Below are 24,909 nucleotides of genomic sequence, written 5' to 3'. Positions count from 1 at the left end.
AATTTCTCCTCATGGTTTAAGACGATTTACGTACTCTTAAATACCATTCGCTGAGTAAGCGTACCTGTTTTTCTGTATAACCTTTTTCAATCATGCGATCAATAAACTCTTCATGTTTTTTCTGATCTTCAGGCGATGCCTTGGCATTAAAGGAAATAACCGGTAACAGATCTTCAGTGGTTGAAAACATTTTCTTTTCGATTACCGTGCGCAGTTTTTCATAACTGGTCCAAGCCGGGTTTTTACCTCCGTGTTTGGCACGCGCTCGCAAGACAAAGTTCACAATTTCGTTGCGAAAATCTTTTGGATTACTGATGCCCGCAGGTTTTTCGATTTTTTCCAACTCCTCATTCAAGGCGCTCCGATCGAACATTTCGCCGGTATCGGGGTCCCGGTAATTGGTATCCTGTATCCAGTAATCGGCATAAGTGACATAACGGTCGAAAATATTCTGACCGTATTCCGAATAGGATTGCAGATAAGCCGTTTGGATTTCCTTGCCGATAAACTCTATATATTTCTGTGTCAGGTAGCCTTTAAGATAAGACAGATACCTTTCTTCAACATCCGCAGGGAACTGTTCACGCTCGATTTGCTGTTCGATGACATACAACAGATGAACCGGGTTGGCCGCGACTTCGGTATTATCGAAGTTGAAAACCTTGGATAGAATCTTGAACGCAAAACGCGTGGACAGCCCCGTCATGCCTTCATCGACACCGGCATAATCGCGGTATTCCTGATAGGACTTGGCATGGGGATCGGTATCTTTGAGGTTCTCGCCATTGTAAACCCGCATTTTGGAGAAGATGTTGGAGTTTTCAGGTTCTTTCAGTCGGGATAACACGGCAAACTGCGCCATCATTTGCAGCGTGCCGGGTGCGCATGGGGCATCATGCAGAGAGCTGTTTTCGAGCAGTTTGTTGTAAATCTTTATTTCTTCCGAAACGCGCAGGCAGTAGGGCACTTTGACGATATAAATGCGGTCGAGAAACGCCTCGTTGTTTTTATTGTTCCTGAACGCCAGCCACTCCGATTCATTCGAGTGCGCAAGAATAATGCCCTGGAACGGAATTGCCGGGAACCCTTCAGTACCTTTGTAGTTGCCTTCCTGTGTTGCCGTCAACAGGGGATGCAGAACCTTGATAGGAGCCTTGAACATCTCGACGAATTCAAGCAAGCCCTGGTTGGCCCGGCACAAACCGCCGGAATAGCTGTAGGCGTCGGGATCATCCTGAGAATATTTTTCCAGTTTACGGATATCGACTTTCCCTACCAATGATGAAATATCCTGGTTGTTTTCATCGCCCGGCTCGGTTTTGGCAACGGCAATTTGTCTCAGGATGGATGGGCGTATGCGAACGACTCTGAACTGGCGTATATCGCCATTGAATTCATGCAGGCGTTTAGTAGCCCAAGGCGACATGATTGTGTTGAGGTAGCGTCTGGGAATACCATAATCTTTTTCAAGAATGTCGCCGTCCTCCTCGACATTAAATAGCCCTAACGGCGATTCGAACACAGGGGAGCCTTTAATAGCGTAAAAAGGCGTTTGCTCCATCAGCGACTTAAGCCTTTCAGCCAGGGATGATTTGCCGCCGCCGACCGGGCCGAGCAGATAAAGGATTTGTTTTTTCTCTTCCAGGCCCTGTGCCGCGTGCCTGAAGAAAGAGACTATTTGCTCAATCACTTCTTCCATGCCATAAAATTCGCGGAAAGCGGGGTAAATTTTTATGACTTTATTGGAAAAAATCCGACTGAGTCGGGAGTCGTTATGCGTGTCCAGCAGTTCCGGTTCGCCGATAGCGGCCAGCATTCGCTCTGCGGGACTCGCATAGGTTAGAGGATCTTTTTTGCACAGATCCAGGTATTCCGGAAGCGTTAATTCTTCCTCCTTCAATTCTTCAAATTTTGATGTATAGCGCTCAAATATACTCATCACAACCCCCACAATGGTTTGTCCTGTTTTATAAATACAACACCAATATAGACCATGTATTTGCTCATTATCTCCATGGGCGCAATTAATTTAAGCTGAACGGGAGGTCTATGGTTCAACTCGTGCCATGAAAAGAATGCTACAAACTCATGGTAATGGTTACATATACAAGAAATAGTTACTCACGTGTAGTTCTTTACGGAGTTCCTCTTCATTAGAGACTCAAAGATAGTCTTTCGGTGAATAAACGGCCGCTTTAACGGAACCTGCTTATAGTCTTTCAGCAAGACCTTCCGGCAAAAGTCGGCTATTCCATATCGTTTAAGTATAAAGATTTAATCAACTCTCTTTCTTCGGGAGCAAGCAAGAGCCACGGGTGCTCTTTTTCGTAGCGGCTACGATCGGGAAGTGGCTGTTGCCTGCGATCCAGTACGCGCCGGTCTTCGGTGCGCCTTTCCTTCATACGGCGATCAGACTTTGGCCATGCCAGATAATTCTTCTGTATATTTTCCACCCATTCCGGTGAGCCGAATTGATAAGGACAGGTACGTCTGTCAGTTATGCGTCGGTTTGCCAAGGTGCGCCGTGAGCCTCTGCGCGAATCAATTATGTCCATTGTTTTCTACCTTCAGGTACTGAGCGATTTTTATCAAGGACAGGCTGATACATTAGAAAGTTCAACTAATCCAGGCGGCTAAGCCGACAGGAATAAGACAGGTCAGCTTGCCGGTTTATTTACTGTTACAAATTTTCATACCGGTTCATATCGAAAAGTCCGGCGGTTTCAGGCTGTTCATTCAGGTACTTCTGATTAAACCAATCATAGTATTGCCAAATCCGCGGATTATTGCGGCGGATACCATAACGCCCGTAAAGCAAGTCTTTTTCTGACTCGGTTCGGGTATGTTTCAGTTGCTCGATGAAATCCGGCAACTGCTGTTTTTGCACGCTCAAAAATATATTCGGATAACTGCCGAGAAACCCGGGTACAACGGTCAACGTATCTTTCTCAGGCTCTCGCCTCAGGTTTTCAGCAAATATAAACGAGACGTTCAAAAGTTTTTGGTTGCGGATCAGCGTGTAGACGAGGTCCTTGTCAGGGTTGTCTGTTGTTACGCGCAAAAATGATACTTCAGGCAGGGCTTGAATTTCATGACCTTTTAAATTGGCTAATTGGCGTATCATGGCATCTGTTTGTCGCTGATCGTCAGTGCTGTTCTTTCTGATGCAGGGCTCTTGCATGCAGCGATTAATCAAGTCGGGCTCTCCGGCCGCAGGGCCCAGGCGTTGCTGGATTTTTTCAAAAAACTCCTTTTTGTAATCATTGGTCTCATAACTGATAGCCGTTTCTTTGCTGATGCCATACAAGGGCTTTTCGAAGAAGCTGAACAGTTTGGCATCGATGCCTTGATACCAGGAATCACGCATCGCTTTTCGGTACTGCACTGGCATAAACCGGAGGAAATTATTTTCAGCCTCCATGCGTAATGAATCCATATACAAGCGCGTGGTTACCTGGTGTCCTGCCGTGCCGTAGACGTTGAAACCGGCCACGAGCAGATAATGAATGCGCTCAAACAGGGGGTAGTCGACGACCCAGGCTGTCAGCGGTGTTTTGCCCACCAGTCCCTTCACAACAGTCGCGTTGTCAAAATGCCGAAAGACCGTTAGCAGGGCATTATCATTATGACCGTCGCCATCCCATATCAGATTGAAATCGACATCATGATGCCTTAGCAAGGCCTTATGAATAAAGGTTTCTTTCTTATCGACATATTGCTGCTGCAGCTTATTAACGTCGAGCCATGAGATTAAGCCGATCTTTTCGCCTTCGGAAGCGGGCATGCGCAGGTAGTGATTGTTTTCGGCCAGGAATTCAGTGCTTTCCTGCATAAAGTCGTTTTGAGGTTTGATGAAGGCTATCCAGAACTGATCACGGATAACATTAACCGCGGCCTGCCCCCGGCAAACCGGGCCTTTGATGAAACCGGAGAAAAAATACTGGGCATCGTCGAGCAGGAATTGATAGCGCGAAATAGCCGGCAGTTCGCTGAAGGTATTAAACGGATTGGCGGCTGACTGAGGGTCATACCCTGGCAGTTTCGTTATTGTGAAGTCGGGTTTGAAAAATAGCTCCTGTAAGCGTCGCATCCTATTGTCGCTCAATTCATAAACAAAATGGTTTTTGTCGACAATAGTGGAGGTAATGGGGCGCAACCGATAATAAAACCGGTCGATGCCGGGATCATCGAATGGACGAATGCTTTTCAGTTCTTCTATGGCTTGTCCCGGCGGCGTTTTGGAACGGACCAGCTTATAAAATTCGTTAGCCGGATGACCCTTAAAATGCATGTCACCGATATACAAATGTTCATAAATATAGCGGGCGACCAATTGCGACTTTAATGACGGGGCATTAAAAAATAGTTCCCATTTTTCAATCTCAGCTTCGGCCGCGGAAGATAAGACATGCTGAACATCAGGTTTAGTTCCAGCCTGTAACCAGCTTAAAAGCGTATTTTCCTGATCCCGGGTAAGCGGAGGCAGGCCATAGGGCATCCCCCAAAGCGGATGATCTTGCCGGTATTTTTGAAATTCATCGGGACTGGGGCATTGTAATGATCGCTCCAGATCAAGTTCAATGGACTTTGGCAATTTGCCGCTGGATGGCAAGGGATTGTCACGCTTTAACTGTAATAATTTAGCAATCAGCGAGTTGTTCAGGTTGGTCTCGGGCGATGGGGCTTGTTCGTTCAGAACGGGAAAAAAACCTTTTTCCCGCCAGCCTGCGGTCGTGGTTTCGTCAATGTATAGCCTGGACGGTTCCTGGGCGATTAATCTTTCATGATCATATACCGTTTTTTTGCTCGCGCCTCTGTCTACCCCTTCAAACGAACTAAGCTTAAGCTGGCAAGGCGAGTCATAACAGGAATGACAAGCGACGCAACGCGAATCCAGGATGGGCTTGATGTCATTATAGTAGGAGACCTGGCGAAATGACTGGGGGGGTATAAGTATTTGGGATTGGGTCGCCGTGTTGCCTGTAGTTGCAAGATTGACATGGCTATAGATAATAATAAAACAGCTTAAGAGGATAAAAAACAAAAGACTGTATAACTTTAGGCCAATAATTCTAACCATTACTAGATCACTGAATTCCGTTGTCAGGGGCTAATGCATAACGTGTGGGGTTGGGTTCTGCAGGAACTCTTGTTTTGGTACAGCCAAGACAAGCCCGGTCAAGCTATAAAATTATGCCAGGTAGACGATTGATGTTAAAGGGATCTGGCCAGGCGATGCAACGCTTCGGCGCCATGGTTGAACAGCGGCCAGCCATCGCCGGTTAACACGGCTTTAATGCCTGGCAAATCAGCCAGGCGTTTGACCGAATGAATAGCCTTGTCCACGTCCGTCAGCTTGCTTTCCGGCAACAGGCATAATTCACCGCCGACATGACAGCGAATCAAATCGCCTGTTATCAGTGTAGTATGTTCCAGAACCAAGGCAAGCTCTCCCGGTGTTTTAGAGCCCTCAAGCTCATAAGCAACCAAACCGGGAACGATCTCTTCGTTATCATAAAGCCAGCGACTGCAGGACAGAGGGAATGTATCTTCCTCGGCAGCGGGGCCGCAAAGCACAGCGCCTGTAATGCTGGCAATATGTTCGGCATCGCGGCAATGGTCGCTATTGGTAATGACGATGAAACCGGCACCGCCCAGTCTTTGTAGATGGCTGTGATCATGTTCGGATAAGGGCAAAGGGTCGATCAGAACATTGCCGTCATCGCGTATCCAAAGCACACTGTGAAAGTCCAGATTGCGTTCTGGATCAAAAACCGACCAGCCAAACAGGTCTTTTCGATGTAATTGTTTCATGATGGCGCTCTTGTTTACTTCAAAAATTCCGATTATCGATAATGGCTATCTGTCCGGCATGGGGCATGGTTTACCAGAAATTAAGTCCCAGGCCCAAACCCTGCCGGTACTTATTTTTAATTGCATTGTCTTCATGCGCGGGTTGAGTAAGGGTATCAGTTTTAGAGGCCATTATAAAATCATTAAGGTGCAGGCCTTTTATCTTTCGAGACCACCAGCAGACCGTTACTTGTCCCCGCTCCGTTGTAATAGAAGGATGATGGCCTTCCAGTTCAGCCAGAGTGCCGACCTTATTGGTAAAAGACAAGGCTTCTTTAAAGTTGTTAAACCTGAATGTCCGGGACAGATGCCGGACGCCGTCCGTTTCAATTATTATCCAGTTCTTCAATTGCGGCATAAGTTCGTCAATTTCTTCATGAGTCAATAAAGGCGCACCAATTTCGCAGGCTTCACATTTTTTACTGGCCAGGACATTCATAGGTAATCCCCTTTTTTATAATTAACCAATAATAATGACAAGATAACGCTTGTTTGGTTGCGCACTCTTAAAAACAATTGCTGTTCTTGCGCTGCTGTTGACGAATTTTTGCCTTTTCAAGCAACTGCAGGCGGGTTTTCTCGTCTAGTTGGGTCCAGATGATAATTTCATTGAGAGCACGAAAACAACCAAGACAGATATCATCATTATCCAGGCAGCATTTGCGGATGCATGGTGAGTAGATGCATTCCTGGGATGAGCTCATTGATTGTGCCGATTGGGTTGTGAAGATTTCCGGGTTAAGTTTTTTAAAACATTCCAGAGGGACGAAATGTTTGAGCGCTTCTCGGAGAGCAGCAGCGTAATGGCAATTTCTTCGGCGGCGGCAAGCACACAAATGATGGATGCGATTCGGAATGGCCAGGCCGGACCACCCAGAAACAAGATATACAATGTCAGCGCCATCGTCGCCGCCGCGAATTTGACCATCCATGTATGGTAGCTGGTAAAGGAGCCGAATTTGATTATGCCTACGATGGCAGGCAGCAGATAGCTGCTGATTATCAGAATGACATAAATCAATTCACGCTTAACCACATTGGGCCACAGCCACCAGGCACTGATGGCGATAATTAAATAGATGATGACATCGGCCCAGCTGTCGAGCATGGCGCCAAATTGAGTCACTTGCCCGGTCAGGCGTGCGGCGATGCCGTCCAGTGCATCGGAAAGAAAAGCGACCGCCAGTAAAACCAGAAACGGGTTTTCGTAGCCGTGCCAGGCCAGCCATAACAGCACCGGTGCGATCACAAACCGGAAACAGGTCAACAAATTGGGCAGGGTTAATAATTCCGGGTTCGGCTTCAGGTTCATAGTCATAACTGAAAAGTTGCAGACAGCGGGGCATGATCCGACAGCAAACGCCAGGGCAACTGGCCCAGCCGGTTGCAGACAACCGGTTCAAGGCCTCGATAATAAATTCTATCCATCGGTAAAAAAGGCATCCAGGCAGGAAAAGTTCGTGCATGACGCCCATGTAAAGTCCGAAATACCTCTTTTAATTTCAAATGGTCATGAAAATGGCGCTCGATCAACCCCATCCAGTCATTAAAATCGCCGGCTACGATCAACGGCGCATCATGCGGTATATGGCTGTCTATGCGGTTACATAATGTTTCGACCTGACGCCGGCGCTCAGTTCCCATAAGGCCGAAATGAATACAGACGATATGGACGGTTTTATTGACAGCGGGAACGTTGATAACGCCATGCAAAAGACTGCGACTGGCCCAGGGATAAGGTGAAACATTCACATTTTCCCAGAACTCCAGATCATATTTGCTGAGAATGGCATTGCCATGATGACCCGCGCTATATATGGCGTTTTTACCGTAGGCAAAATGCGGCCAGCCGCCATCGGCCAAAAATTCCGACTGGGAAAGGTCAGGCCAGTCCAGTATCTTTTTTTCATGTAAGCTGTGTTCGCCCTGTGTTTCCTGTAGAAACAACAGATCGGCGCCTGTGCCAATCAGTGCTTCGCGTATCTGGTGCAGAACGAATCGACGATTGCCGATATTGAAGCCTTTATGGATGTTGTAAGTCACCACGCGTAACTGGTTTTTACTCATAAAATCCTGTGGGATAGAGGCAGTGCATGGCTAAACATTTACCCCGATTAAAACTAAAAATCAAGCCCATGTTGATAGGCGCCGGTTTATTCGAACTAATGCGGCTTTTTTTGTTCAATGCTATAGTGTTGAGGACTAGCAAAAATACCGAATCCACTTTGCTTTTAGGTATCAGATGGTAGAGGAAAACAATGATTATGACGATGATGAGACAGGCTATCTTTGTTTTCCTGATGATTCTGGCTCCCATGCTGCAAGCCGAAACAGACGACGACATCCAGCCAGACAAAGCCGCAACCGTTATCCAGCTTGAGATTAACGGGGCGATAGGCCCTGCCATCACTGACTATATCAGTAGAAATCTCGATAAAGCCGCCGAAGAGGGCGCTGTTTGTGTGCTTTTTCGCATGGATACGCCCGGCGGACTGGATACTTCCATGCGCGACATCATCAAAAAAATCATCGCTTCGCGGGTCCCTGTTGTCACTTATGTTGCTCCCGGCGGCGCTCGGGCCGCCAGTGCCGGTACCTACATTCTCTATGCCAGCCACGTTGCCGCCATGGCGCCTGGCACCAACCTGGGGGCGGCCACGCCGGTGCAAATGCTGGGTCCAGGCGGTTTTGATGATAAGGATGACAAAGATGCCAAGGATGAAACGCCAGGCGCAGCAAGTTCCATGACGCACAAAATTGTCAATGATGCCGTGGCTTATATCCGCGGATTGGCTCAGATGCGCGGAAGGAATGCGGACTGGGCCGAGCAGGCGGTGCGCGCGGCCGTGAGTATTCCCGCCGAAGAAGCGCTGGCCAAGCAGGTCATTGAAATAATCGCAACCGATCAGGTTGATTTATTAAAGCAACTGAATGGCCGTAAAATCAATGTGTTGGGCCAGGACGTCACATTATTGACCGATGGGGCTGTGATAAAACGGATAGATCCTGATTGGCGCAGTGAACTGTTATCTGTTATTACCAACCCTAATATCGCCTACCTGCTAATGCTGATCGGCATTTACGGGTTGATTCTGGAATTTTCCAATCCCGGTGCCATCGTGCCGGGCACAATCGGCGGCATCTGTTTATTGCTCGCATTATTTGCCTTTCAGTTATTACCGATTAATTATGCCGGCGTGGCGTTGATTCTGTTGGGAATCTCGTTAATGGTTGCGGAAGCCTTCGAGCCCAGTTTCGGCATTCTAGGCTTTGGCGGTTTACTGGCTTTTATCGTGGGTTCGGTGATTCTTATCGATACCGACCAACCGGGGTTCGGTATTAATCCGGCTATTATCGGGGCTGTTGCCCTGAGCAGCGCCGCCTTTTTTATTCTTACTTTGGGGTTATTGTTTAAGTCCAGGCAGGTGCCGGTCGTCAGCGGCAGGGAAGGGTTAATAGGTGAGACAGGCATGGCTCTCGAAGACTTTACCGGCGCCGGCATGATTCGTATTCATGGTGAAATCTGGCAGGCCCGTAGCGCCAGCGCGATAGGCAAGGAACAGAAAGTCAAGGTGACGGGTCTGGATGGCCTGACTTTATTGGTTAGTCCGATTAAAGAGGAGTACAAATAATGTTTGCATATTTCTGGTATATCGTCGGCGGTATCGTATTGATTTTTTTAATCAGCGCCTTCAGGGTTCTGAGAGAATACGAGCGCGGTGTCATTTTCTTCCTCGGGCGTTTTTATAGTGTGAAAGGCCCCGGGTTGATTATCGTAATCCCATTGATTCAGCAGATGGAGCGTGTGGATTTGCGGACTATCGTCATGGATGTGCCGTCCCAGGATGTTATCTCCCACGATAATGTCTCTGTAAAAGTTAATGCCGTGGTCTATTTCAGGGTTATCGAGCCCGATAAAGCCATTATTCAGGTTGAGAACTTTCTTGAGGCGACCAGTCAGTTGGCCCAGACGACATTGCGTTCCGTCCTGGGGCAGCACGAACTGGACGAAATGCTGGCACAACGAGACCGGTTGAATATGGATATACAAACTATCCTGGATCAGCAGACCGATGCCTGGGGCATTAAGGTGGCCAATGTGGAAATCAAGCATGTTGACCTTGATGAAAGCATGATTCGGGCGATAGCCAAACAGGCTGAAGCCGAGCGTACCCGTCGCGCCAAAATCATTCATGCGGAAGGTGAAATGCAGGCATCGGAAAAACTTTTGTCCGCGGCTAATATCCTTGCCCAGCAACCACAGGCCATACAGCTTAGGTATCTGCAAACCCTGACTGAAATTGCCGGGGATAGATCATCGACGATTGTTTTTCCGCTGCCTATAGATATTGTCAATAATCTTAAGAAATAATAAAAATCAAGGGGGGGATACGCTCAGAAGGCGTAGCTGAGCCCTGTATTTTTATTTCGGACAACCTTCCAGTTTATAAATTGCATAGCCCTGTTTGTCGATTTGCGCTCTTAGATCAGCAGGCGCTTCCGCGCTGTGACAAAAGCAGCAGTTCGCTTGCGTGACGGTAGCGTTTTCTTGACCTATGCTTTGCAGCCATTGTTTGGCATAATTCAAGGCCTTCTCTTGATCTTTCTCATCAAGGACTACATCGAAATGCATAATCCTGCCTTTCTCCGTTTTTGCATAAGTGTCGAATACATGTGAAATAGACATAACTTCAAGTCCTATAAAAAAAACCGGCGAACAGTCGCCGGTACAATAACTATGCTTAAAATTAGGATATTATAATCATCCTTGAGGAGTGAAACTCCTAAGTCGGTATTTATGCGGTTTGGCAACACATAAATAATGGCTTTTGATTGCATAACAAAAAAAATCAGGAGACATTCTCGCTTAAATTTATTATGGTATCGATTCGATACGGGGCAAGAATATGTTAAGATATCTTTCGTTGTCAACTGTGTGACAAATGTTTATATGGGTTCTATGGAAAAAGTTGATGTATTTGAACTGATTGAACGGATGGCGGCGCTGATTCGTTCCGAGGAGCGCAAGAAATGTACGGAACTGGGGCTCCAGCCTGTGCATTTACAAGTATTGGATTATTTATCGCGCTGCAACCGGTATAGCGACACGCCCGCGGCTGTTACTAATTATCTGGGCATGACGCGAGGAACAGTCTCACAAACACTGCTGTTGCTGGTAAAAAAAGGTTTCATAAAAAAGACGCCTGATGCGAATGACCGGCGCATGGTGCACCTCGAGCTTCTGCCGGAGGGCGAGTCCATCCTGAAGCAGGCCCGGCCTTCGGAATTATTCAATCAAGCTTCGTCTATATTGAAAGAGATTGATTTCAGTAGCCATGAAGAAGTTTTTGTCAAAGCGCTTTCGGCACTGCAAAAAGCCAATCGATCGCAATCCTTTGGCCTGTGCAAAACGTGTAAATATTTCATGAACACTCCGGAAGGTTATCGCTGTGGTTTAACGAAAGGACCGCTAAGTCAAAGCGATAGTGAAAAAATCTGTCAGGAGCACGCTGTTTCGTAGATCACCCTATTTTGCCACATCCTACTAAGGATTTGGTCGTCAATAATGTCCCTGTTTAAACATAGGATGTGCCGCCTAGAGCGCCTACTTTTGGTCAGCACATCTCATGTAAGATTCCAGTTTCAGGAAGTCATTTTTAGCCAAATCCCACGATCGGATGTGGCTATGTGACTCTGTGTTTTATTCTTCATCCGGCTCACGGCCTTTATTAACGGAAACCCACGCTTTATAGGCCAGCACTCCCATAATCGCACCGATAAAGTTAAAGCTGACATCAGTCAGAGAACTGTAACGTCCCGGTACGAAACTTTGGTGCCACTCATCCAGCAAGCCATAACCCATCGTTACGATCAGCGCGGATCGAGTTCTGCAAACAGCATTGGAAACCCAATCACGCAAGCTCCAAAGCCACAACCAGGCAAGTCCGCCGTATAGCGGCAGATGCAGAAGGTTCTGAAAATTGGGTGATATCCAAACAAGCGGACTTAAACCATTGTTTGCTGTGCCTTGGCCTGAAATAGAGGAAAGCCAGAAAATCCCGGCCATATAGAGCAATGGCCAAACAATGCAGGCACGCGAGTTGCCGGCATTGAAATCAAGCCCAAGCATCTTGCTTCAAGTCATTCAGGAAGCGATCGAGCACAGCCTTCCTGGCATGGGGCATGACCACTACATGCGCGTAAGCTTCACGTTTGCCGGCCATTTCCAGTTCCATCGTTGCCAGCGAGTACCGGTTGACAATATCGTCGCTCGGTTTTCGAAAATAAACCGTATTAGACCGATCGTTTGCGCGCATTGGTTGAAGCTGGGCAAAATGAGATTCCAGCTCTTTCATAAGATAATCCGTATTGCGAAGCATTGCGCGAGCATCTTCCGCTTGCTTGGCAAAGGCTGATTCGGAGCTGAAAAAATAGAACTCGGCTGGTTTGACCCCATCTCGGGAGCAAGTGATAGTGCCGGGAATATGGCGGATGTATTCGGGGTCATGCACTTTGCTGAAAGAAGCATGGAATTCCTTGAAAATGTGTGACCCCGTCATAAACAGGCCTGCGGGCGCGGGGAAGCCAAAAAATTTATGACACGATACAGCAAGCGCGTCATAGCGCGGCTGTCGCTTACCGGACGTGTCGGGGGCTGTCATATAAGACATGTCGGCCGCGAATTTTGTATGCGGAAGATAGCCGCCGAACAACGCCGCGTCCAGATGGAGAAAAGCTTCCCGCCCTTTCAGCTTGGCCCGGATGGCATCAATCGGATCTATGGCGCCTTTAAATGTGGTCCCTATGGTTGCCACGACCAAGGCCGGATAATTCCGATACTCATCAAGCTGCTGCGCGAGAGATTCAACGTCCATGCTGCCGTCGGGATTAGTACCGACTTCTACCCAATCGAGTAATAGAAGATCCCTCAGGATTTGAATGGAGTAATGTGCTTCCTTGGTAAAATATATTTTTGGCACCAAGCCAGTGCGGTTCTTGAGAATGGTGCGGCCCATATACAATCCATGCATATTGCTGTCTGTGCCGCTATTGGTGAGAAATCCCCAGGTCTTCTCCGGGTTAAAACCATAGATTCCAGAAAAACGGCTTATGAGTTCTGTTTCCATCGGGTGGGTGTTAAATGGAATGGGACTTTCCTCATAAGGATCGCCGACATTGTTAAACGCAAATTGATTAATGCCTGCATTGAACAATTGTCCGCGCCAATCGAAAAATGCCTTCGGCGGCGTGTTCATGTTGACGGGGTAGCCCAGAAGAAGATCCTTGTTCCGGGAAAGGTCCTGCATGGCTTGCAGGTCGGTTGATGCAACTTGCGCCTCTGAGGAGGCAAGCGGGTGGGCGGTAAGATAGGCATTAGGACTGCAACCTGCCAGTATCGCACTAGCTCCAGCATAACCGAGAAATCTACGCCGAGTAACCATCATACAATGCTCCTCAAGAACTAAAGTTCAAGTTTACCTGAATCTGTGCCGACGGAAACAGGAGATTTTAATAACCGGGCGTAACTAGCCCGGATATTTCATAATAACCACAGAGGACACAGAGAACACAGAGAACACGAAGGAAATCAAGTTGTTGCCATTTTCTTCCCGTGACTTCATGAATTACTACGGAAACATAGGCAAATATTTGAATTTCAAAGCCTTCGTGGTGAAATATTCAAGCTAGTACTCAGTCAATTTAGTTACTGATGTTACGCGGCCAGCTGAAGTTAGATCGATTCAATTTACACGCAGCATCAGTCAATAACTCATCTCCGCCATGCCCCCTGAATAAGGGCCAGGCTGCATCAGCCCCGCGCTTTCAAGCGTCAAACTCCCGGTTGTTTGCTCAATGCCGGCAAGGTTTTGTTTTTTATGGATTATCTGCTACGCTTGTTGATTCAATCATGTCATTTACAGAGCTCACTTTTGCCGGCCATGGATCGTTATCAAATCAAGGAATGCATACACGATAGAGGCTGGTACCGGCTCTATCGGGCTGTGTGCCGGCGGCACTGCCATGAAGTGATGCTTAGATATCTGGCCGACAGCCATCCTGGGCCGGCCATGCTGGCCTGTTTCCGTTCGGAATATCAAATCTTGCGGCACTTGGCCCTGCCGACCGTGATCAATGCCCTGGCCCTGGAGGACCACGGCCGGCAGCTGATACTGGTGCGCGAATATTTTCCGGGACAATCCTTAAGGGAGTACGCGGGCGGGCAGGCATTGCCGATGGATGCCGTTTACCGCTTGATGGCGGCGCTCGCCGAAACGCTGGACGCGATCCATCGGCGCGGCATCGTCCACGGCAATCTCAATCCCGACAATCTGTTGCTCGATCCGGAGCAGATGCAGCTAAAGCTGATCGGCTTCAGCTGCGCGAAATTCATCGACCAGCTCGATGAGGAAACGAATCCGTCCGCGCTGCCGGTGCGATGCATCGATTATCTGGCGCCGGAACAAAGCGGACGCATGAACCGGCGCGTCGACGGCCGCGCCGACATTTATGCGCTGGGGATCATCCTGTTTGAATTGTTGACCGGTCGAACGCCGTTTGCATCGGACGATTCCATCGGCCTGATTCATCGCCACATTGCGCAAAGCATCCCCGACCCCCGCCAGTTCCGCCCGCAACTGCCGGAAAGCCTAGCGCGGGTCGTCATCACCATGCTGGCCAAGGATCCCAATGACCGTTATGCGACGGCGGCGGAGTTATTGGCGGATATTGCCGGCTGCCGGCAGGCGATGCTCGCCGGCGGGGCTGTCGACTCCGACCGGCCGGCGATCTTGAGGATTTCCGATCGTTTGTACGGGCGCGACGCCGAGCTTGCGCAATTGGCTGAAGCATTTGCCGGTTCGCGGCGCGGCCAGGCCGTGTTGTGCCTGGTCGCCGGCCGGTCCGGCGTTGGCAAAACGCGGCTGTTCGAGGCCTTCGGCCGGCAGGTGCTGCCGACCGACAGCTATGTTGTCGCCGCCAAATGCGATCAATACCAAGCCAATCCCCCGGCGCGGATTTTTCCCGCGGCTTTCCGGGGATTGCTCCAGCAATTGCTGGGCGAGAACGAGGAAACGCTGGCTGACTGGCGGCGGCGACTGGTTGACGGATTAGGCGGGGAAGCCCAACCCGTCGTCGAACTGGTCCCGGAACTGGAACTGCTGCTGGGGCCGCAGCCGGTCCTGCCGGAGCTGCCGGCCGGCGAGGCCAATACCCGGCTGAAGCGGCTGTGGGTGCGGTTCGTGCAGACGTTTTGCCGGCCTGACCGGCCATTATGCCTGTTCCTGGACGATGTGCAGTGGGCCGAGCCGGCCTTGTTTGAGTGGCTGGAGTCCATGCTGTTCGACATCAGGCATTTACTGCTGATAACGGCTTACAGGGACAATGAGGTAACGCCGGATGGCGCGCTGATGGCCCTGGCGGATAAATTGCGCAACAACGGCCGTCCGGTCGAGACTGTCGAGCTGGCGGAGCTGCCGGCCCCGGCGTTGGCGGAGATGATCGCTGATTCCATCCCGCTCGGCGAAGGTTCGGCCGCTGAACTCTGCGACGCGATATACGCCAAGACCCAGGGCAACCCGTTCTTTTTCGTCCAGTATCTGCGTGAGTTGCAGCAAGATGGCGTCTTGACCTGCCAGGCCGGGTCCGGCAGCTGGCGCTACGATAGCGATAGGATCAGCGCCATCGGCATCAGCGACAATGTCGCCGAATTCATGTTGATGCGTTTCGCTTCGCTGGACGAGCCGGTGCGTGAGCTGCTGAAAATAGCCGCCAGCATCGGCAGCGACTTTGACGCCGGGTTGATCGACGCCGTGTTCGGCGGACAAACCTCTCCGCGGGAGAATCTGGCGGCCGCCGAGGCATTGGGGTTGCTGGTGAAACTGCCCGGCGACGGCAAAACAGGCAAGGAACGTTATGTTTTCTCGCACGATCGCGTGCAACAGGCTGCCCATTCATTGTTGGCCGGGCATGAGTTGTTGGCCAACCGGTTGAAATTAGGCCGCTATTGGGCCGGCAAGGCTTTAATCGGCCATGACCGGGAATTGCTGTTTCGGGCGGTCGAGCATCTCAATGCCGCGCAGGTGTTGATTGTCGAAAGCAAAGAGAGGCGCCGCCTGGGCGTCGGTAACTTCAAGCTGGGCCTGTGGACCAAGCGTCGGGGCGCGTTCGAGCAGGCGCTGTCCTTTCTGCGGCATGCCTCGGCGATACTGGCCGAGAATTCGCTGGACTTCGGCGGGCTCGCGGCCGTGATGCGCCATCGCGCCGAATGCGAGCATCTTTGCGGTCATCATCAAACGGCCTTGCAGCTTTTCGGGCAGGCCGTCGAGTTGGCCCGGTCCGACCTGGAAAAGGCGCGCGTCTTTGAACTGACGATCCAGTTTCATGCGGATCTGGCGCAGTTCGACCAGGCCTATCAGGTCAGCCGGCAGGCGGCGGCCTTGTTCGGTATCGATCTGCCGGCACGCTTCAATCGCCTGGCCTTTTTGGCCGACTTCCTGCGCCTGAAGTACCGCTTGCGGGCGTTCACTGTTGATGATTTGCTCGCGCTGCCGGCCGTGCACGACGCCAGAATGGACATCGCCATCCGCTTGCTGTCGGCCACTTTAAAGGTGGCCTATCAGTTGCAGCCGGAATTATGCGCGGCGATATCGGTGAAACAGGTCGGTCGCTGCCTGCAACACGGCAATAATGCCGAGGCGGTGATCGGCTACATGGTGTTCGGCGTGATTTTCCTCGGCGGCGTGCTGGGCAATCATCAGGCCGGCTACGACTACGGACGTTTGTCGCTGGGCCTGTTGGACCGCTACGCCAATCAACGACAAAAAGCCGAAGTCCATTTCGTCTACGGCTATTTCGCCCATTCCTGGACGCATCCGGCGGCGGATACCGAAACCTACTGGCGCGTCGCGCTCGAATCGGGATTGGAAAGCGGTGACTGGTTCCATAGCGGCTGCGCCTGTTGCGGACTGGCGCAAAGCCAGTTCATGCGCGGGGTGCCGCTGGATACGCTGTGCCATGACATTGACCACATGCTGGCGACGCTGAAACGCATCGACAGCCGCGAGCATGCGGGCGTGCTCCGGGGCATACGCCAGGCGGTCCGGAACCTGCGCGGCCATACCGATGCGCCGGATTCGTTCGGCGATGCCGGTTTCGACGAAGCCGCGTTTGTCGAGTCCTTGGCCGAGTACGGCTCTCGGCATTTCGCGCATTATTATTTCGTCAATAAAATGCAGTGCCTGTATTTGTGGGGCGAATACGACCGCGCCCTCGAACTGAGTCGGATCTCCGCCGGTTATCTGAAGGATTCGGCGGGCATGCTGCATGCGGTCGAACATCATTTCTATACGGCATTGATCCTGGCCAGGCTGTATCCGGGCAGGTCGCGCGACAGTCGCCGCAAAACCTTGCGGACTGTTCGCCGCACCGAAAAAAAACTGCGGCGTTGGGCGCGGCGCTGCCCGCAAAATTTCCTCAGCCGCTGGCATTTGCTCGGCGGCGAGATTCATCGCCTGCGGCAGCGTCCGGCCCTGGCGGTGGTGGCGTATCAGCAGGCCGCCATCGATGCGGAAGCGAACGGGCAATTGCATCTGGAAGCCCTGGCCAATGAACTGGCCGCCGGGGTGTACGCGGAGTTGGGCCAGGACAGGCTGGCGCGCTTTCATTTTGAAGAGGCCGGGTATTGTTACCGGCGCTGGGGCGCGAGCGGTTATTTGCAGCGCTTCAATTCCGTCCACGGCCAGGCCCGGTCTTCGTCTCATGCCGCGCCGGCCCGGCAAGGCACCGCCCATGTTCTGGATACCGTGACATTGATCAAGGCCGCCGAAACCATTGCCGCGGAGCGGCGCATGCCGCTTTTGCTGCAAACCCTGATGCATATCGTGATCGAAAATGCCGGCGCCCAGCGCGGCGTTTTGCTGTTGCAGGAAGAGGGCGGGCTGATGGTTCAGGCCGAAGCGGAGATTGACGTGCGGGACGTGACGGTGCTGCAGCGGCTGCCACTGTCGGCTGCCGCCAGCCTGCCGCATAGCGTGATCAATTTCGTGGCGCGCAGCCGGGAAACCGTGGTGCTGGAAAATGCCGGGCAGAGCACCGTTTATGGTCGTGATCCGGCTATCGTCGAGCGCCGGGCACGCTCGCTGCTGTGCGCGCCGCTGCTGCTGCGCGGCGAACTGCGAGGCGTGCTGTATCTGGAAAACAATGCCGCCGATGCGGTGTTTACCGGCGAGCGCGTGTTTCTGTTACAGCACTTGAGCGGCCAGATCGCCATTTCCATCGACAATGCGCAAGGCTACCAACTGCTGGAAGACAAGGTCGCGGAACGCACCGCGCATATCGAAACCCAGAAAGCGGCTCTGGAGGACACAAATCGCGAACTGCAGGCGCGTAATGCCACGATTTCGGCGCTTAACCAATGCCTGCAAAGCGAAAACCAGGAGCGCCGGTTGGCGGAACGGGAATTGCAGAAAGCCAATGAGGAGTTGCAGCGCCTGGCGACGGTGGACGGCCTGACCCAAATCGCCAATCGCCGCCGTTTCGACGCCTGCCTGGAAAGCGAATGTCTGCGTTTGCAGCGCGATAAAACGCCGCTGGCGCTGATTTTGTGCGATATCGACTATTTCAAGGTGTTTAACGACCGCTACGGGCATCAGGCCGGCGACGCGTGCTTGCAACGCGTCGCGCAGGCGATTGCCGACGCGTTGCGGCGTCCCGCCGATCTGGCGGCCCGTTACGGCGGCGAGGAGTTCGCGGTGATCCTGCCGCAGACCGATGCGCAGGGCGCGATCCAGATTGCCGATTCAATCCGCCAGGCGGTGACCAGTTTGCGCATCCCGCACCAAGGCTCGCAGGTGGCCGAATGCGTGACCGTCAGCATCGGTATCGCCAGCGCAATGCCCGCGTATCAAATTTCTCCGTCAGCGTTGATCAAGGCCGCCGATGATGCGCTTTACCAAGTCAAGAAAAGCGGCCGCAACGGCATCGTTCAGATAGCGCTCGCCTGACAGGCCGCGCGCTGCTTTCATGCGCAATGGCCAAATCATGACGCTTAATCTGCTATTTTCCCGATTGTTGCTAAGCTTAGGAGCGTGAATGTTATAACTCCCGAGACTGACTTGTCCTGCCGTCCATCCTCAGCAATGGCGGGTTTTATTTCATTCTCGTTCCTTCTCCGGCAGACGCTAAGTGCCTGCCGTCGCCCATTACATGCAATTATCGGGAGTCAGCGATGCAGTTCAGAAACAACAGGCCATTGATCATATTTTCGGCAGGATTGGCGTTACTGCTGGGGGCGGGAGCCGCCCAGGCCCTGCAGCAAAAAACGGCGGCAATGGTGGACCCGTTCGCGGTCAATAACGGTCAGATTCCGTCCAGGGTCGAATACGAGGGGCCGCTTTGGCGGTTCAATCACGCCTATCCGCAAACGCCGCCGAATGCCGAGCAGCCGTGGCAAAAAGTTTTGAATGGCAAGCCGCTGACCAAGGATAACGCCCATGCCTATATCGAGGCGCTGAAAGAAGCCGTCACCCGGGACATGCGGGTGATGGTGACGCGGCCTAAGGAATGGAACGCCACGACGCATGAGTGGTACAGCATGCCGTGGGCCGGCGCTGCCGTGGATAAAACCGGCTGGGAGGGCAGGGAAGCGATTTACGGTACTTATACCGGGCAGATCCTGCCGGCTTCGACGTATGCAGAGTCCGGGCTGAAAGTCGATATCCGCAATTACGCCACCATTTATTACAACGATGTTGCCGCTTACACGCTGCACCGCGTCTGGCAAAAATGCCGGTCGGGGCAGGGACGTTGCGTGCCGACGCTGCACAACAATGCCGCGCAATTCGATGAAGGCTCGCTGGTGGTCAAATCCGCCGGCGTTAATGCTTCCGGCGAACAATGGCCGGTGATGCAGGGGGCGGCGAAGTGGCAAATCTATCGTCCGCCGTTCAACCTTGACGGCACCGTTCCCAACGAACCGCCGGTAGTGAGCGATATTTATGTCGGCATTTTCGACATCATCGTCAAGGATAGCGTCGCCGCGCCGGAAACCGGCTGGGTGTTCACCACGCTGGTTTATGACAAGGACGCGTCGGGCAAGGATGCCTGGGATAAAATGGTGCCGCTCGGCGCGATGTGGGGCAATGATCCTGAGGTTAATTCCGCGCGGAATCCCGGGCAGCCATTGTTGGAAACCTATATCAATCCCGCGGCGCCGGCTTATGCCAAAGTCACCCTGGGGTATGGCGGCCGCATGTCGGGGCCGTTCGACATCGCCGTTAAAACCAATGTCGAGGTCGATGGCAAGATCGTCGCCAAACTGCCCAGTTCCTCCTGCCTGAGCTGCCACGGCACCTCCAGCTTCCTTCCCGGATCATTTCAGCCGCTGACCTTCTTTTATCCGGTGAAAATGCCGGTGATCGAGGGCCAGCCCTGGAACATGTACACGCCCGGCTCGGACGAGTGGAACGAATGGTTCAAGAATCGGCCGGGGACCGTGCCGCAAAGCCAGAAGCCGGGCGCGGTGGCGCTGGATTACAGTACCTTCATGGAAGCAGTGCTGATGAACTATGCCGCCGTCGAATCCGAGAAAAAACCTCAGATGCTGAAAAGTATGGGAGAGGATTTCTGGGCGACCTGGCGTAACTGGCAGAAAGCGAGAAGGCATTGATACGATGACGGATGTTACGCGCGGGGTGGCGTAACATCCGTTCCATGGATATCTACGGCTTTTCCTCGAATGCGTCCGCCGTGGCCGGGTCGGGCTTATGGGGGCGATGCGTGAGGTTGGGGCAGAAGCGCCGTTTTTTGCCTTCAAACTCCCGGCTGCAGTCGGTCAGCCGGTGCTGATAACATAAAACACAGCGGTTCAGCCGGCGCTGGTATCGGCAATAAGCCCACATGACCAGATGGTCAAGGCGGTCGAATTCGGCTTTATTGCCTATGGCAAGCACATATTGCTTGACGTGTAACACGGCATAAAGGCGCCGCGCTTGGTTTATCAGCGTGTCGTTATCCATGTTTAATCACTTCTCCAGTCGGGTTCGTCAAGTTGTCGCCAGCGCCCATCGGTTTCCACGCAAGCCGTTTCAGGCTGACGGATAAATGTCCTGCGTGAACAGGGTGTCGCCTTCGATGTCTTTCAAGGCGACTGTCATCACCCGGCTGTCGCCGTCGATATCGACCTGGCCGAAGAACTGGAGTCCCGACAAGGGCGACTGGTTGGGGCTGGGCGAGGCTTTTTGAAAGATCAGTTGCGGCCCGAACGTATCGTCAAGCGGATGCGGACAGAAACTTCCGGCATTCAGCGGGCCGGAAACGAACTCCCAAAACGGTTCGAAGTTTTTGAACCGGGCTTTGCCGGGATCGTAATAATGCGCGGCGCAATAGTGGACGTCGGCGGTAAACCAGACCGTATTGGCAATGCCTTCCTGTTTGATGAAGGCCAGCAACTCCGCGATTTCAAACTCGCGCCCCAAAACGGGTCCGTCGCCATTGGCGAAGTTTTCAAACTGGCGCCGGTTTTGTTCATCGAGGCCGTCCGGCAACTGTAAGCCGATCGGCATGTCCGCGGCAATCACTTTCCATACGGCCGTCGAATTTTTCAGCCCGGCTTTCAGCCAGTCCAATTGCTCGCGGCCCAGATAGGCGGTATCGGCGTCGGGTTGCGTCTGGCGGTTATAGTTATTGGGTCCGCGATAGGAGCGCATATCCAGCACAAACAGTTCCAGCAGCGGGCCATACGGCAGTTTGCGGTAGATCCGCTGGCTTTGGCTTGCCGAATAGTAGCGGATGGGCGCATATTCCAGGGCCGCGACGGTGCCTTGCGTCTTGAGTTCGGCGATATTCTTTTCGACATAGCGGGCATCGCCCTGCAAGTTTTTCGAGGGCGACCAGTTGTTGGTGATCTCGTGATCGTCCCATAGCCAGACGCATGGGACTTCGGCATTAAAACGGCGCAGGTTATGGTCCAGCAGGTTATATTTGTAACGGCCGCGGAACTCGTCCAGCGTCTCGGCAACCTTGGTGACTTCCGGAATGACGATGTTGCGCCAGACGTCACCGGTCTCATGGACGGGCTGGGATTCCGAAATAGGGCAGTCGGCATAAATGCTGTCGCCGCAATGGATAAAAAAATCGGGGTCGGTCAGGCGCATGGTTTCATAGATTCTCATGCCGCCGATGTCGGGGTTGATGCCCCAGCCCTGGCCGCAGGTATCGCCGGACCACAGGAAGCGGATGCTTTTCATATGCGCCGGGGCGGTACGAAAATAACCGTGGCCGGCCTGGCTCAATGCCCGGTGATTATTGCTGTCATGAAACATGACCTGAACGAAGACATCCTGTCCGGCAGGCAGTCCGGTTAAATCGATGCGGGCGGTATAGTCGTTATGTACGGTGGCTAAGGGGCCTTGTATCAGCTTTGCATCGTTAAAGTCGGGATTAAAACTGTAGCCGACAAGCATCCGGCCGGGGCGGTCGGCCCGGCTCCAGACGATCGCCCGGTCCGACAGCACGTCTCCAAATTGAACGCCATGCGTCAATTGGGGTTGGACGGACAATGACGTCGGATTCAAGGCGGCGGCAATATTGCTTAATCCGGTGCATGAAGGGGCAACGCCGGCGCCCACGGCAAGACCTGCGTTTTTGATGAAGTTACGGCGGGATTTTTGATAGTCATTCAACATAACACAAGCTCTGAATTTGAAAATCAGGCTGTATTATTCAAGCGGGTTATGACAGGGTAATGACGGTTGAAAATAAAACCGGGACGTGGTGTGGTGTTTCGGGTCGAATGAATTCGCTCTCACAGAGAGCTGCAAACGCCTTGGTATCAACCGATATCTGGAATAGCGGGCAGAAACGATTATAACCTGATGTTACGCACGGACGGTTTCATCCCGTTTGCCGCGCCGAGCACCGGAGCTTTCGCCGAGAACAGCCCGAAGGGGCGCGGCAGGGAAGCCGCGCGTTGCCAAAGGGACAGGAGTCCCTTTTGGCAACCCTCGGCGAAAGCGAGGAGCACAGGGAGCAAGCGGCAACGGGCGGCCTTTTCTTTGGTTACTTTCTTTTGGCCGCGCAAAAGAAAGTAACTCGCCTTCGGGTGCGATAAACCCGATTAAATAAAACCGTCGCGCTAGCGACACTTTATTAAATTGATCTAAATTCAACTGGCCGCGTAACATCAGTTATAACGACAATTTCAGGCTTGAGCAGTAGACCAGGTTCAACCATGGGATTGGGCTAAAAATGACTTGCTGAAACCAGAATCCTGCATAAGATGTGTTGACCAAAAGTAGACGCTCCAGGCAGCATAGTGAAGCGCATCGCCCGCGAACGATGCGTCTCCTGTCGTCTGCGCATCCTGTGTTTAAACAGGGATATATTTACGGCCGGATCCATAGGCCGTAAAAGCGCGAACGTAACCCCGAGGCATCGTTGGTATCAATCTTGCCGCAAAATGTCTTTCACCGCGCGCATGGCGGCATGGGTTGCGCCGTTGGAGTGGGTGTCCTCGGTGAAATCACCGGCAAAATAAATGCGGCCCTGGGGCTGTCTTAACGAATCGGAAAGGCTGTCGTAGCGCGAGCGGCCCACAGGCCAGGACGCGATGGCGCGGGGATGATAGCGGTAAAAGGTCATTTGCCTGAACGCTTGCCGGAAACCGGGCCACTGTTTCTCGAAGGCGTCCAGCAAGGTAGCCTGAATATCTTCCGGGCTGCTGAGCCGGGAATTGAACCGTTCGGCATAAGCGCCGGTGACCAGTAGGTTCAATAGCGCATCGTTGCCGTTTTCAAAGTTGCCTTCATAAATCACGCCCAGGGGGCCATCGGAAAGGATAGGCAGAACGCTCTCGCCGTCATGCGTCCAGAACCGGCTGGCCTGGCGGTCTACCCGCACATGGGCGGTAAAGTAGGCGCCGCCTGCCTGCGTTTGTATCGCCTGTTGCCGTTCCGCGGACAGCGACGGGCTGAACTGGATATCGTTGAGCCTGAATAAGGGCACCGCGACAATGACGTGACGGGCGCGGTAAACATATTGCTGAAAGCTGCCCTGGTCGGTCGCGGTGACTTCGACGCCGGAGTCGGTCGATCTGATGTGGGTAACGAGCTGATTAAGCCGTATAGTGTCCTTGCCGATAAAGTCGGCGATCGCTTCCGCGGCGCGCTGGTTGCCGCCTATGACGTGATAAGGCGCCTGTCCTTGCCCTGAAAAGATATGCCATTCGGCGATGCCGTCGAGCGCGCTGATTTGATCCCATGAGGTGGCATACTCGGGTTCGGTTTCGATGCGGACAAATTCCAGGGCCTTGGGGGACAGCCCGCTGGTGGCTTGCATCCAGTCGGCGAAAGATATGTCCTTGAGCGCCAGGATTTCATCGGGCAGAGGCCGGCTGTCGAGCTGCTTATAGAGCGAGGCCATTTTCCGGTCCCAGTGTTGGTAGGCGGCCATTTCCCCGGCGCCAATCACCGATTCAAGGAATGCCAGGTTGGAATCGTGCAGGAAAGGATACAGTTTGCCATGATAGTAAAAGCTTGAAAAACTGGTGTAGAAAGTCTCCAGCGGAATATTGAGCTCGCGCATGATGTCAACGGCCGGGTTGCTTTCCCAGAATTCCTCCAGCCCTATCTCCGCATGGGCATTGTCGGCGTATGTGGCGGTGCGGATGCGGCCGCCGATATGCGGACTCATCTCGAGTATGACAGCGGATTTGCCGGCTTTTTTCAGATAATAGGCCGAACTCAAGCCGGACAGGCCGGCCCCCACGATCAGCACGTCGGCGCTATTGTCCCCGGCCAGCGCCCAGCCGGGCCGGAAACCGAGCGTGAGAATCAAAACAGCTAATAATGTAAAGCGGTATACGCGGGAGGGGAATTTAACCATCATTTGCATCGCCATTTGGGTTGGAATTAAAAACAGTCTGTAATTATGCACTCAAATGACTGAATGTGTGACACAGCGGCTGCAAGACCGATTGAATAGTTGGCTTAAATGTGGCTGCCTGATTCGGGCGCCAAAAGACTTGTCAGGGACGGGGAAAATTCAATTTCGCGGGGGCGC

At 52.4% G+C, this 24,909-nt stretch carries 19 protein-coding genes; 5 read left to right on the top strand and 14 right to left on the bottom strand.

Features of this window, described 5'->3' with window-relative positions; translation table 11 throughout:
- Positions 1-16: 16 nt before the first annotated feature.
- The 8 genes from METMA_RS0101195 to METMA_RS0101170 form a co-directional block, all read right to left on the bottom strand.
- Complete coding sequence (locus METMA_RS0101195) at positions 17-1,939, bottom strand: PrkA family serine protein kinase (protein WP_020157227.1); 1,923 nt, start codon at positions 1,937-1,939, stop codon at positions 17-19.
- Positions 1,940-2,246: 307 nt separating this feature from the next.
- A complete protein-coding gene (locus tag METMA_RS26140) occupies positions 2,247-2,555 on the bottom strand; it encodes a hypothetical protein (protein WP_081917967.1) in 309 nt (102 codons plus the stop codon).
- 125 nt (positions 2,556-2,680) lie between these two features.
- On the bottom strand, positions 2,681-5,080 hold the full coding sequence (locus METMA_RS0101190; protein WP_020157226.1) for a fatty acid cis/trans isomerase: 2,400 nt from the start codon (positions 5,078-5,080) through the stop codon (positions 2,681-2,683).
- A gap of 134 nt (positions 5,081-5,214) precedes the next feature.
- Entirely contained in the window at positions 5,215-5,814 is a 600-nt protein-coding gene (locus METMA_RS0101185; protein ID WP_020157225.1) for an MBL fold metallo-hydrolase, read from the bottom strand.
- Positions 5,815-5,884: 70 nt separating this feature from the next.
- Entirely contained in the window at positions 5,885-6,292 is a 408-nt protein-coding gene (locus tag METMA_RS0101180; protein WP_020157224.1) for a 4a-hydroxytetrahydrobiopterin dehydratase, read from the bottom strand.
- A 67-nt stretch (positions 6,293-6,359) separates the two neighbouring features.
- Positions 6,360-6,557 carry a DUF1289 domain-containing protein gene (locus METMA_RS26135; protein WP_036295246.1) on the bottom strand — a complete coding sequence of 66 codons (198 nt, stop codon included), beginning with the start codon at positions 6,555-6,557 and terminating at the stop codon, positions 6,360-6,362.
- Positions 6,554-7,171: a CDP-alcohol phosphatidyltransferase family protein gene (locus tag METMA_RS0101175; protein WP_020157223.1), complete on the bottom strand. Its 618-nt coding sequence runs from the start codon at positions 7,169-7,171 to the stop codon at positions 6,554-6,556. The genes METMA_RS26135 and METMA_RS0101175 overlap by 4 nt, the downstream gene beginning before the upstream one ends.
- Positions 7,168-7,920, bottom strand: coding sequence for an endonuclease/exonuclease/phosphatase family protein (locus METMA_RS0101170; protein ID WP_020157222.1), 753 nt, complete (start codon positions 7,918-7,920; stop codon positions 7,168-7,170). Before METMA_RS0101170 ends, METMA_RS0101175 begins: the two co-directional genes overlap by 4 nt.
- Positions 7,921-8,117: 197 nt before the next feature.
- Here METMA_RS0101170 and METMA_RS0101165 point away from each other — a divergent pair, with 197 nt between their 5' ends.
- Together METMA_RS0101165 and METMA_RS0101160 are read left to right on the top strand one after the other, a co-directional pair.
- Positions 8,118-9,485, top strand: coding sequence for an NfeD family protein (locus METMA_RS0101165; RefSeq protein WP_027146937.1), 1,368 nt, complete (start codon positions 8,118-8,120; stop codon positions 9,483-9,485).
- Positions 9,485-10,225, top strand: coding sequence for a slipin family protein (locus tag METMA_RS0101160; protein ID WP_020157219.1), 741 nt, complete (start codon positions 9,485-9,487; stop codon positions 10,223-10,225). The genes METMA_RS0101165 and METMA_RS0101160 overlap by 1 nt, the downstream gene beginning before the upstream one ends.
- A gap of 51 nt (positions 10,226-10,276) precedes the next feature.
- Here METMA_RS0101160 and METMA_RS0101155 read toward each other — a convergent pair whose 3' ends face one another.
- Entirely contained in the window at positions 10,277-10,540 is a 264-nt protein-coding gene (locus METMA_RS0101155) for a DUF2024 family protein (protein ID WP_020157218.1), read from the bottom strand.
- A 273-nt stretch (positions 10,541-10,813) separates the two neighbouring features.
- On the opposite strand from METMA_RS0101155, the gene METMA_RS0101150 reads away from it, so the two are divergent.
- Positions 10,814-11,374, top strand: a complete 561-nt coding sequence (locus tag METMA_RS0101150) for a MarR family winged helix-turn-helix transcriptional regulator (RefSeq protein WP_020157217.1) — start codon at positions 10,814-10,816, stop codon at positions 11,372-11,374.
- 180 nt (positions 11,375-11,554) lie between these two features.
- Here METMA_RS0101150 and METMA_RS0101145 read toward each other — a convergent pair whose 3' ends face one another.
- Together METMA_RS0101145 and METMA_RS0101140 are read right to left on the bottom strand one after the other, a co-directional pair.
- On the bottom strand, positions 11,555-11,983 hold the full coding sequence (locus tag METMA_RS0101145) for a VanZ family protein (protein WP_020157216.1): 429 nt from the start codon (positions 11,981-11,983) through the stop codon (positions 11,555-11,557).
- Positions 11,970-13,298, bottom strand: coding sequence for a pyridoxal-dependent decarboxylase (locus tag METMA_RS0101140; RefSeq protein WP_027146936.1), 1,329 nt, complete (start codon positions 13,296-13,298; stop codon positions 11,970-11,972). The genes METMA_RS0101145 and METMA_RS0101140 overlap by 14 nt, the downstream gene beginning before the upstream one ends.
- A 432-nt stretch (positions 13,299-13,730) precedes the next feature.
- On the opposite strand from METMA_RS0101140, the gene METMA_RS0101135 reads away from it, so the two are divergent.
- Positions 13,731-18,854 carry a diguanylate cyclase domain-containing protein gene (locus METMA_RS0101135; RefSeq protein ID WP_156830434.1) on the top strand — a complete coding sequence of 1,708 codons (5,124 nt, stop codon included), beginning with the start codon at positions 13,731-13,733 and terminating at the stop codon, positions 18,852-18,854.
- 224 nt (positions 18,855-19,078) lie between these two features.
- Positions 19,079-20,518 carry a hypothetical protein gene (locus tag METMA_RS0101130; RefSeq protein ID WP_020157213.1) on the top strand — a complete coding sequence of 480 codons (1,440 nt, stop codon included), beginning with the start codon at positions 19,079-19,081 and terminating at the stop codon, positions 20,516-20,518.
- Between the two features lie 52 nt (positions 20,519-20,570).
- Here METMA_RS0101130 and METMA_RS23645 read toward each other — a convergent pair whose 3' ends face one another.
- From METMA_RS23645 to METMA_RS0101110, 3 genes are all read right to left on the bottom strand, one after another.
- The gene (locus METMA_RS23645; RefSeq protein WP_020157212.1) at positions 20,571-20,867 is read right to left on the bottom strand and encodes a hypothetical protein; all 297 of its coding nucleotides are present in this window, start codon (positions 20,865-20,867) and stop codon (positions 20,571-20,573) included.
- 69 nt (positions 20,868-20,936) lie between these two features.
- Positions 20,937-22,535 carry an alkaline phosphatase D family protein gene (locus METMA_RS0101120; protein ID WP_020157211.1) on the bottom strand — a complete coding sequence of 533 codons (1,599 nt, stop codon included), beginning with the start codon at positions 22,533-22,535 and terminating at the stop codon, positions 20,937-20,939.
- 757 nt (positions 22,536-23,292) lie between these two features.
- Positions 23,293-24,735, bottom strand: a complete 1,443-nt coding sequence (locus METMA_RS0101110; RefSeq protein WP_020157209.1) for a flavin monoamine oxidase family protein — start codon at positions 24,733-24,735, stop codon at positions 23,293-23,295.
- Positions 24,736-24,909 lie beyond the last annotated feature (174 nt).

This window comes from Methylobacter marinus A45, assembly GCF_000383855.1.
GTDB lineage: Bacteria > Pseudomonadota > Gammaproteobacteria > Methylococcales > Methylomonadaceae > Methylobacter > Methylobacter marinus.
This window is presented reverse-complemented; position numbering and strand designations above follow the sequence as displayed.

Coding starts and splice junctions, on each gene's coding strand:
- METMA_RS26140 (WP_081917967.1), bottom strand. CDS start 2,555: ATGGACATAATTGATTCGCGCAGAGGCTCACGGCGCACCTTGGCAAAC.
- METMA_RS0101150 (WP_020157217.1), top strand. CDS start 10,814: ATGGAAAAAGTTGATGTATTTGAACTGATTGAACGGATGGCGGCGCTG.
- METMA_RS0101180 (WP_020157224.1), bottom strand. CDS start 6,292: ATGAATGTCCTGGCCAGTAAAAAATGTGAAGCCTGCGAAATTGGTGCG.
- METMA_RS0101135 (WP_156830434.1), top strand. CDS start 13,731: ATGGATTATCTGCTACGCTTGTTGATTCAATCATGTCATTTACAGAGC.
- METMA_RS0101190 (WP_020157226.1), bottom strand. CDS start 5,080: ATGGTTAGAATTATTGGCCTAAAGTTATACAGTCTTTTGTTTTTTATC.
- METMA_RS0101175 (WP_020157223.1), bottom strand. CDS start 7,171: ATGACTATGAACCTGAAGCCGAACCCGGAATTATTAACCCTGCCCAAT.
- METMA_RS23645 (WP_020157212.1), bottom strand. CDS start 20,867: ATGGATAACGACACGCTGATAAACCAAGCGCGGCGCCTTTATGCCGTG.
- METMA_RS0101160 (WP_020157219.1), top strand. CDS start 9,485: ATGTTTGCATATTTCTGGTATATCGTCGGCGGTATCGTATTGATTTTT.
- METMA_RS26135 (WP_036295246.1), bottom strand. CDS start 6,557: ATGAGCTCATCCCAGGAATGCATCTACTCACCATGCATCCGCAAATGC.
- METMA_RS0101110 (WP_020157209.1), bottom strand. CDS start 24,735: ATGATGGTTAAATTCCCCTCCCGCGTATACCGCTTTACATTATTAGCT.
- METMA_RS0101170 (WP_020157222.1), bottom strand. CDS start 7,920: ATGAGTAAAAACCAGTTACGCGTGGTGACTTACAACATCCATAAAGGC.
- METMA_RS0101120 (WP_020157211.1), bottom strand. CDS start 22,535: ATGTTGAATGACTATCAAAAATCCCGCCGTAACTTCATCAAAAACGCA.
- METMA_RS0101155 (WP_020157218.1), bottom strand. CDS start 10,540: ATGTCTATTTCACATGTATTCGACACTTATGCAAAAACGGAGAAAGGC.
- METMA_RS0101140 (WP_027146936.1), bottom strand. CDS start 13,298: ATGATGGTTACTCGGCGTAGATTTCTCGGTTATGCTGGAGCTAGTGCG.
- METMA_RS0101195 (WP_020157227.1), bottom strand. CDS start 1,939: ATGAGTATATTTGAGCGCTATACATCAAAATTTGAAGAATTGAAGGAG.
- METMA_RS0101130 (WP_020157213.1), top strand. CDS start 19,079: ATGCAGTTCAGAAACAACAGGCCATTGATCATATTTTCGGCAGGATTG.
- METMA_RS0101185 (WP_020157225.1), bottom strand. CDS start 5,814: ATGAAACAATTACATCGAAAAGACCTGTTTGGCTGGTCGGTTTTTGAT.
- METMA_RS0101165 (WP_027146937.1), top strand. CDS start 8,118: ATGACGATGATGAGACAGGCTATCTTTGTTTTCCTGATGATTCTGGCT.
- METMA_RS0101145 (WP_020157216.1), bottom strand. CDS start 11,983: ATGCTTGGGCTTGATTTCAATGCCGGCAACTCGCGTGCCTGCATTGTT.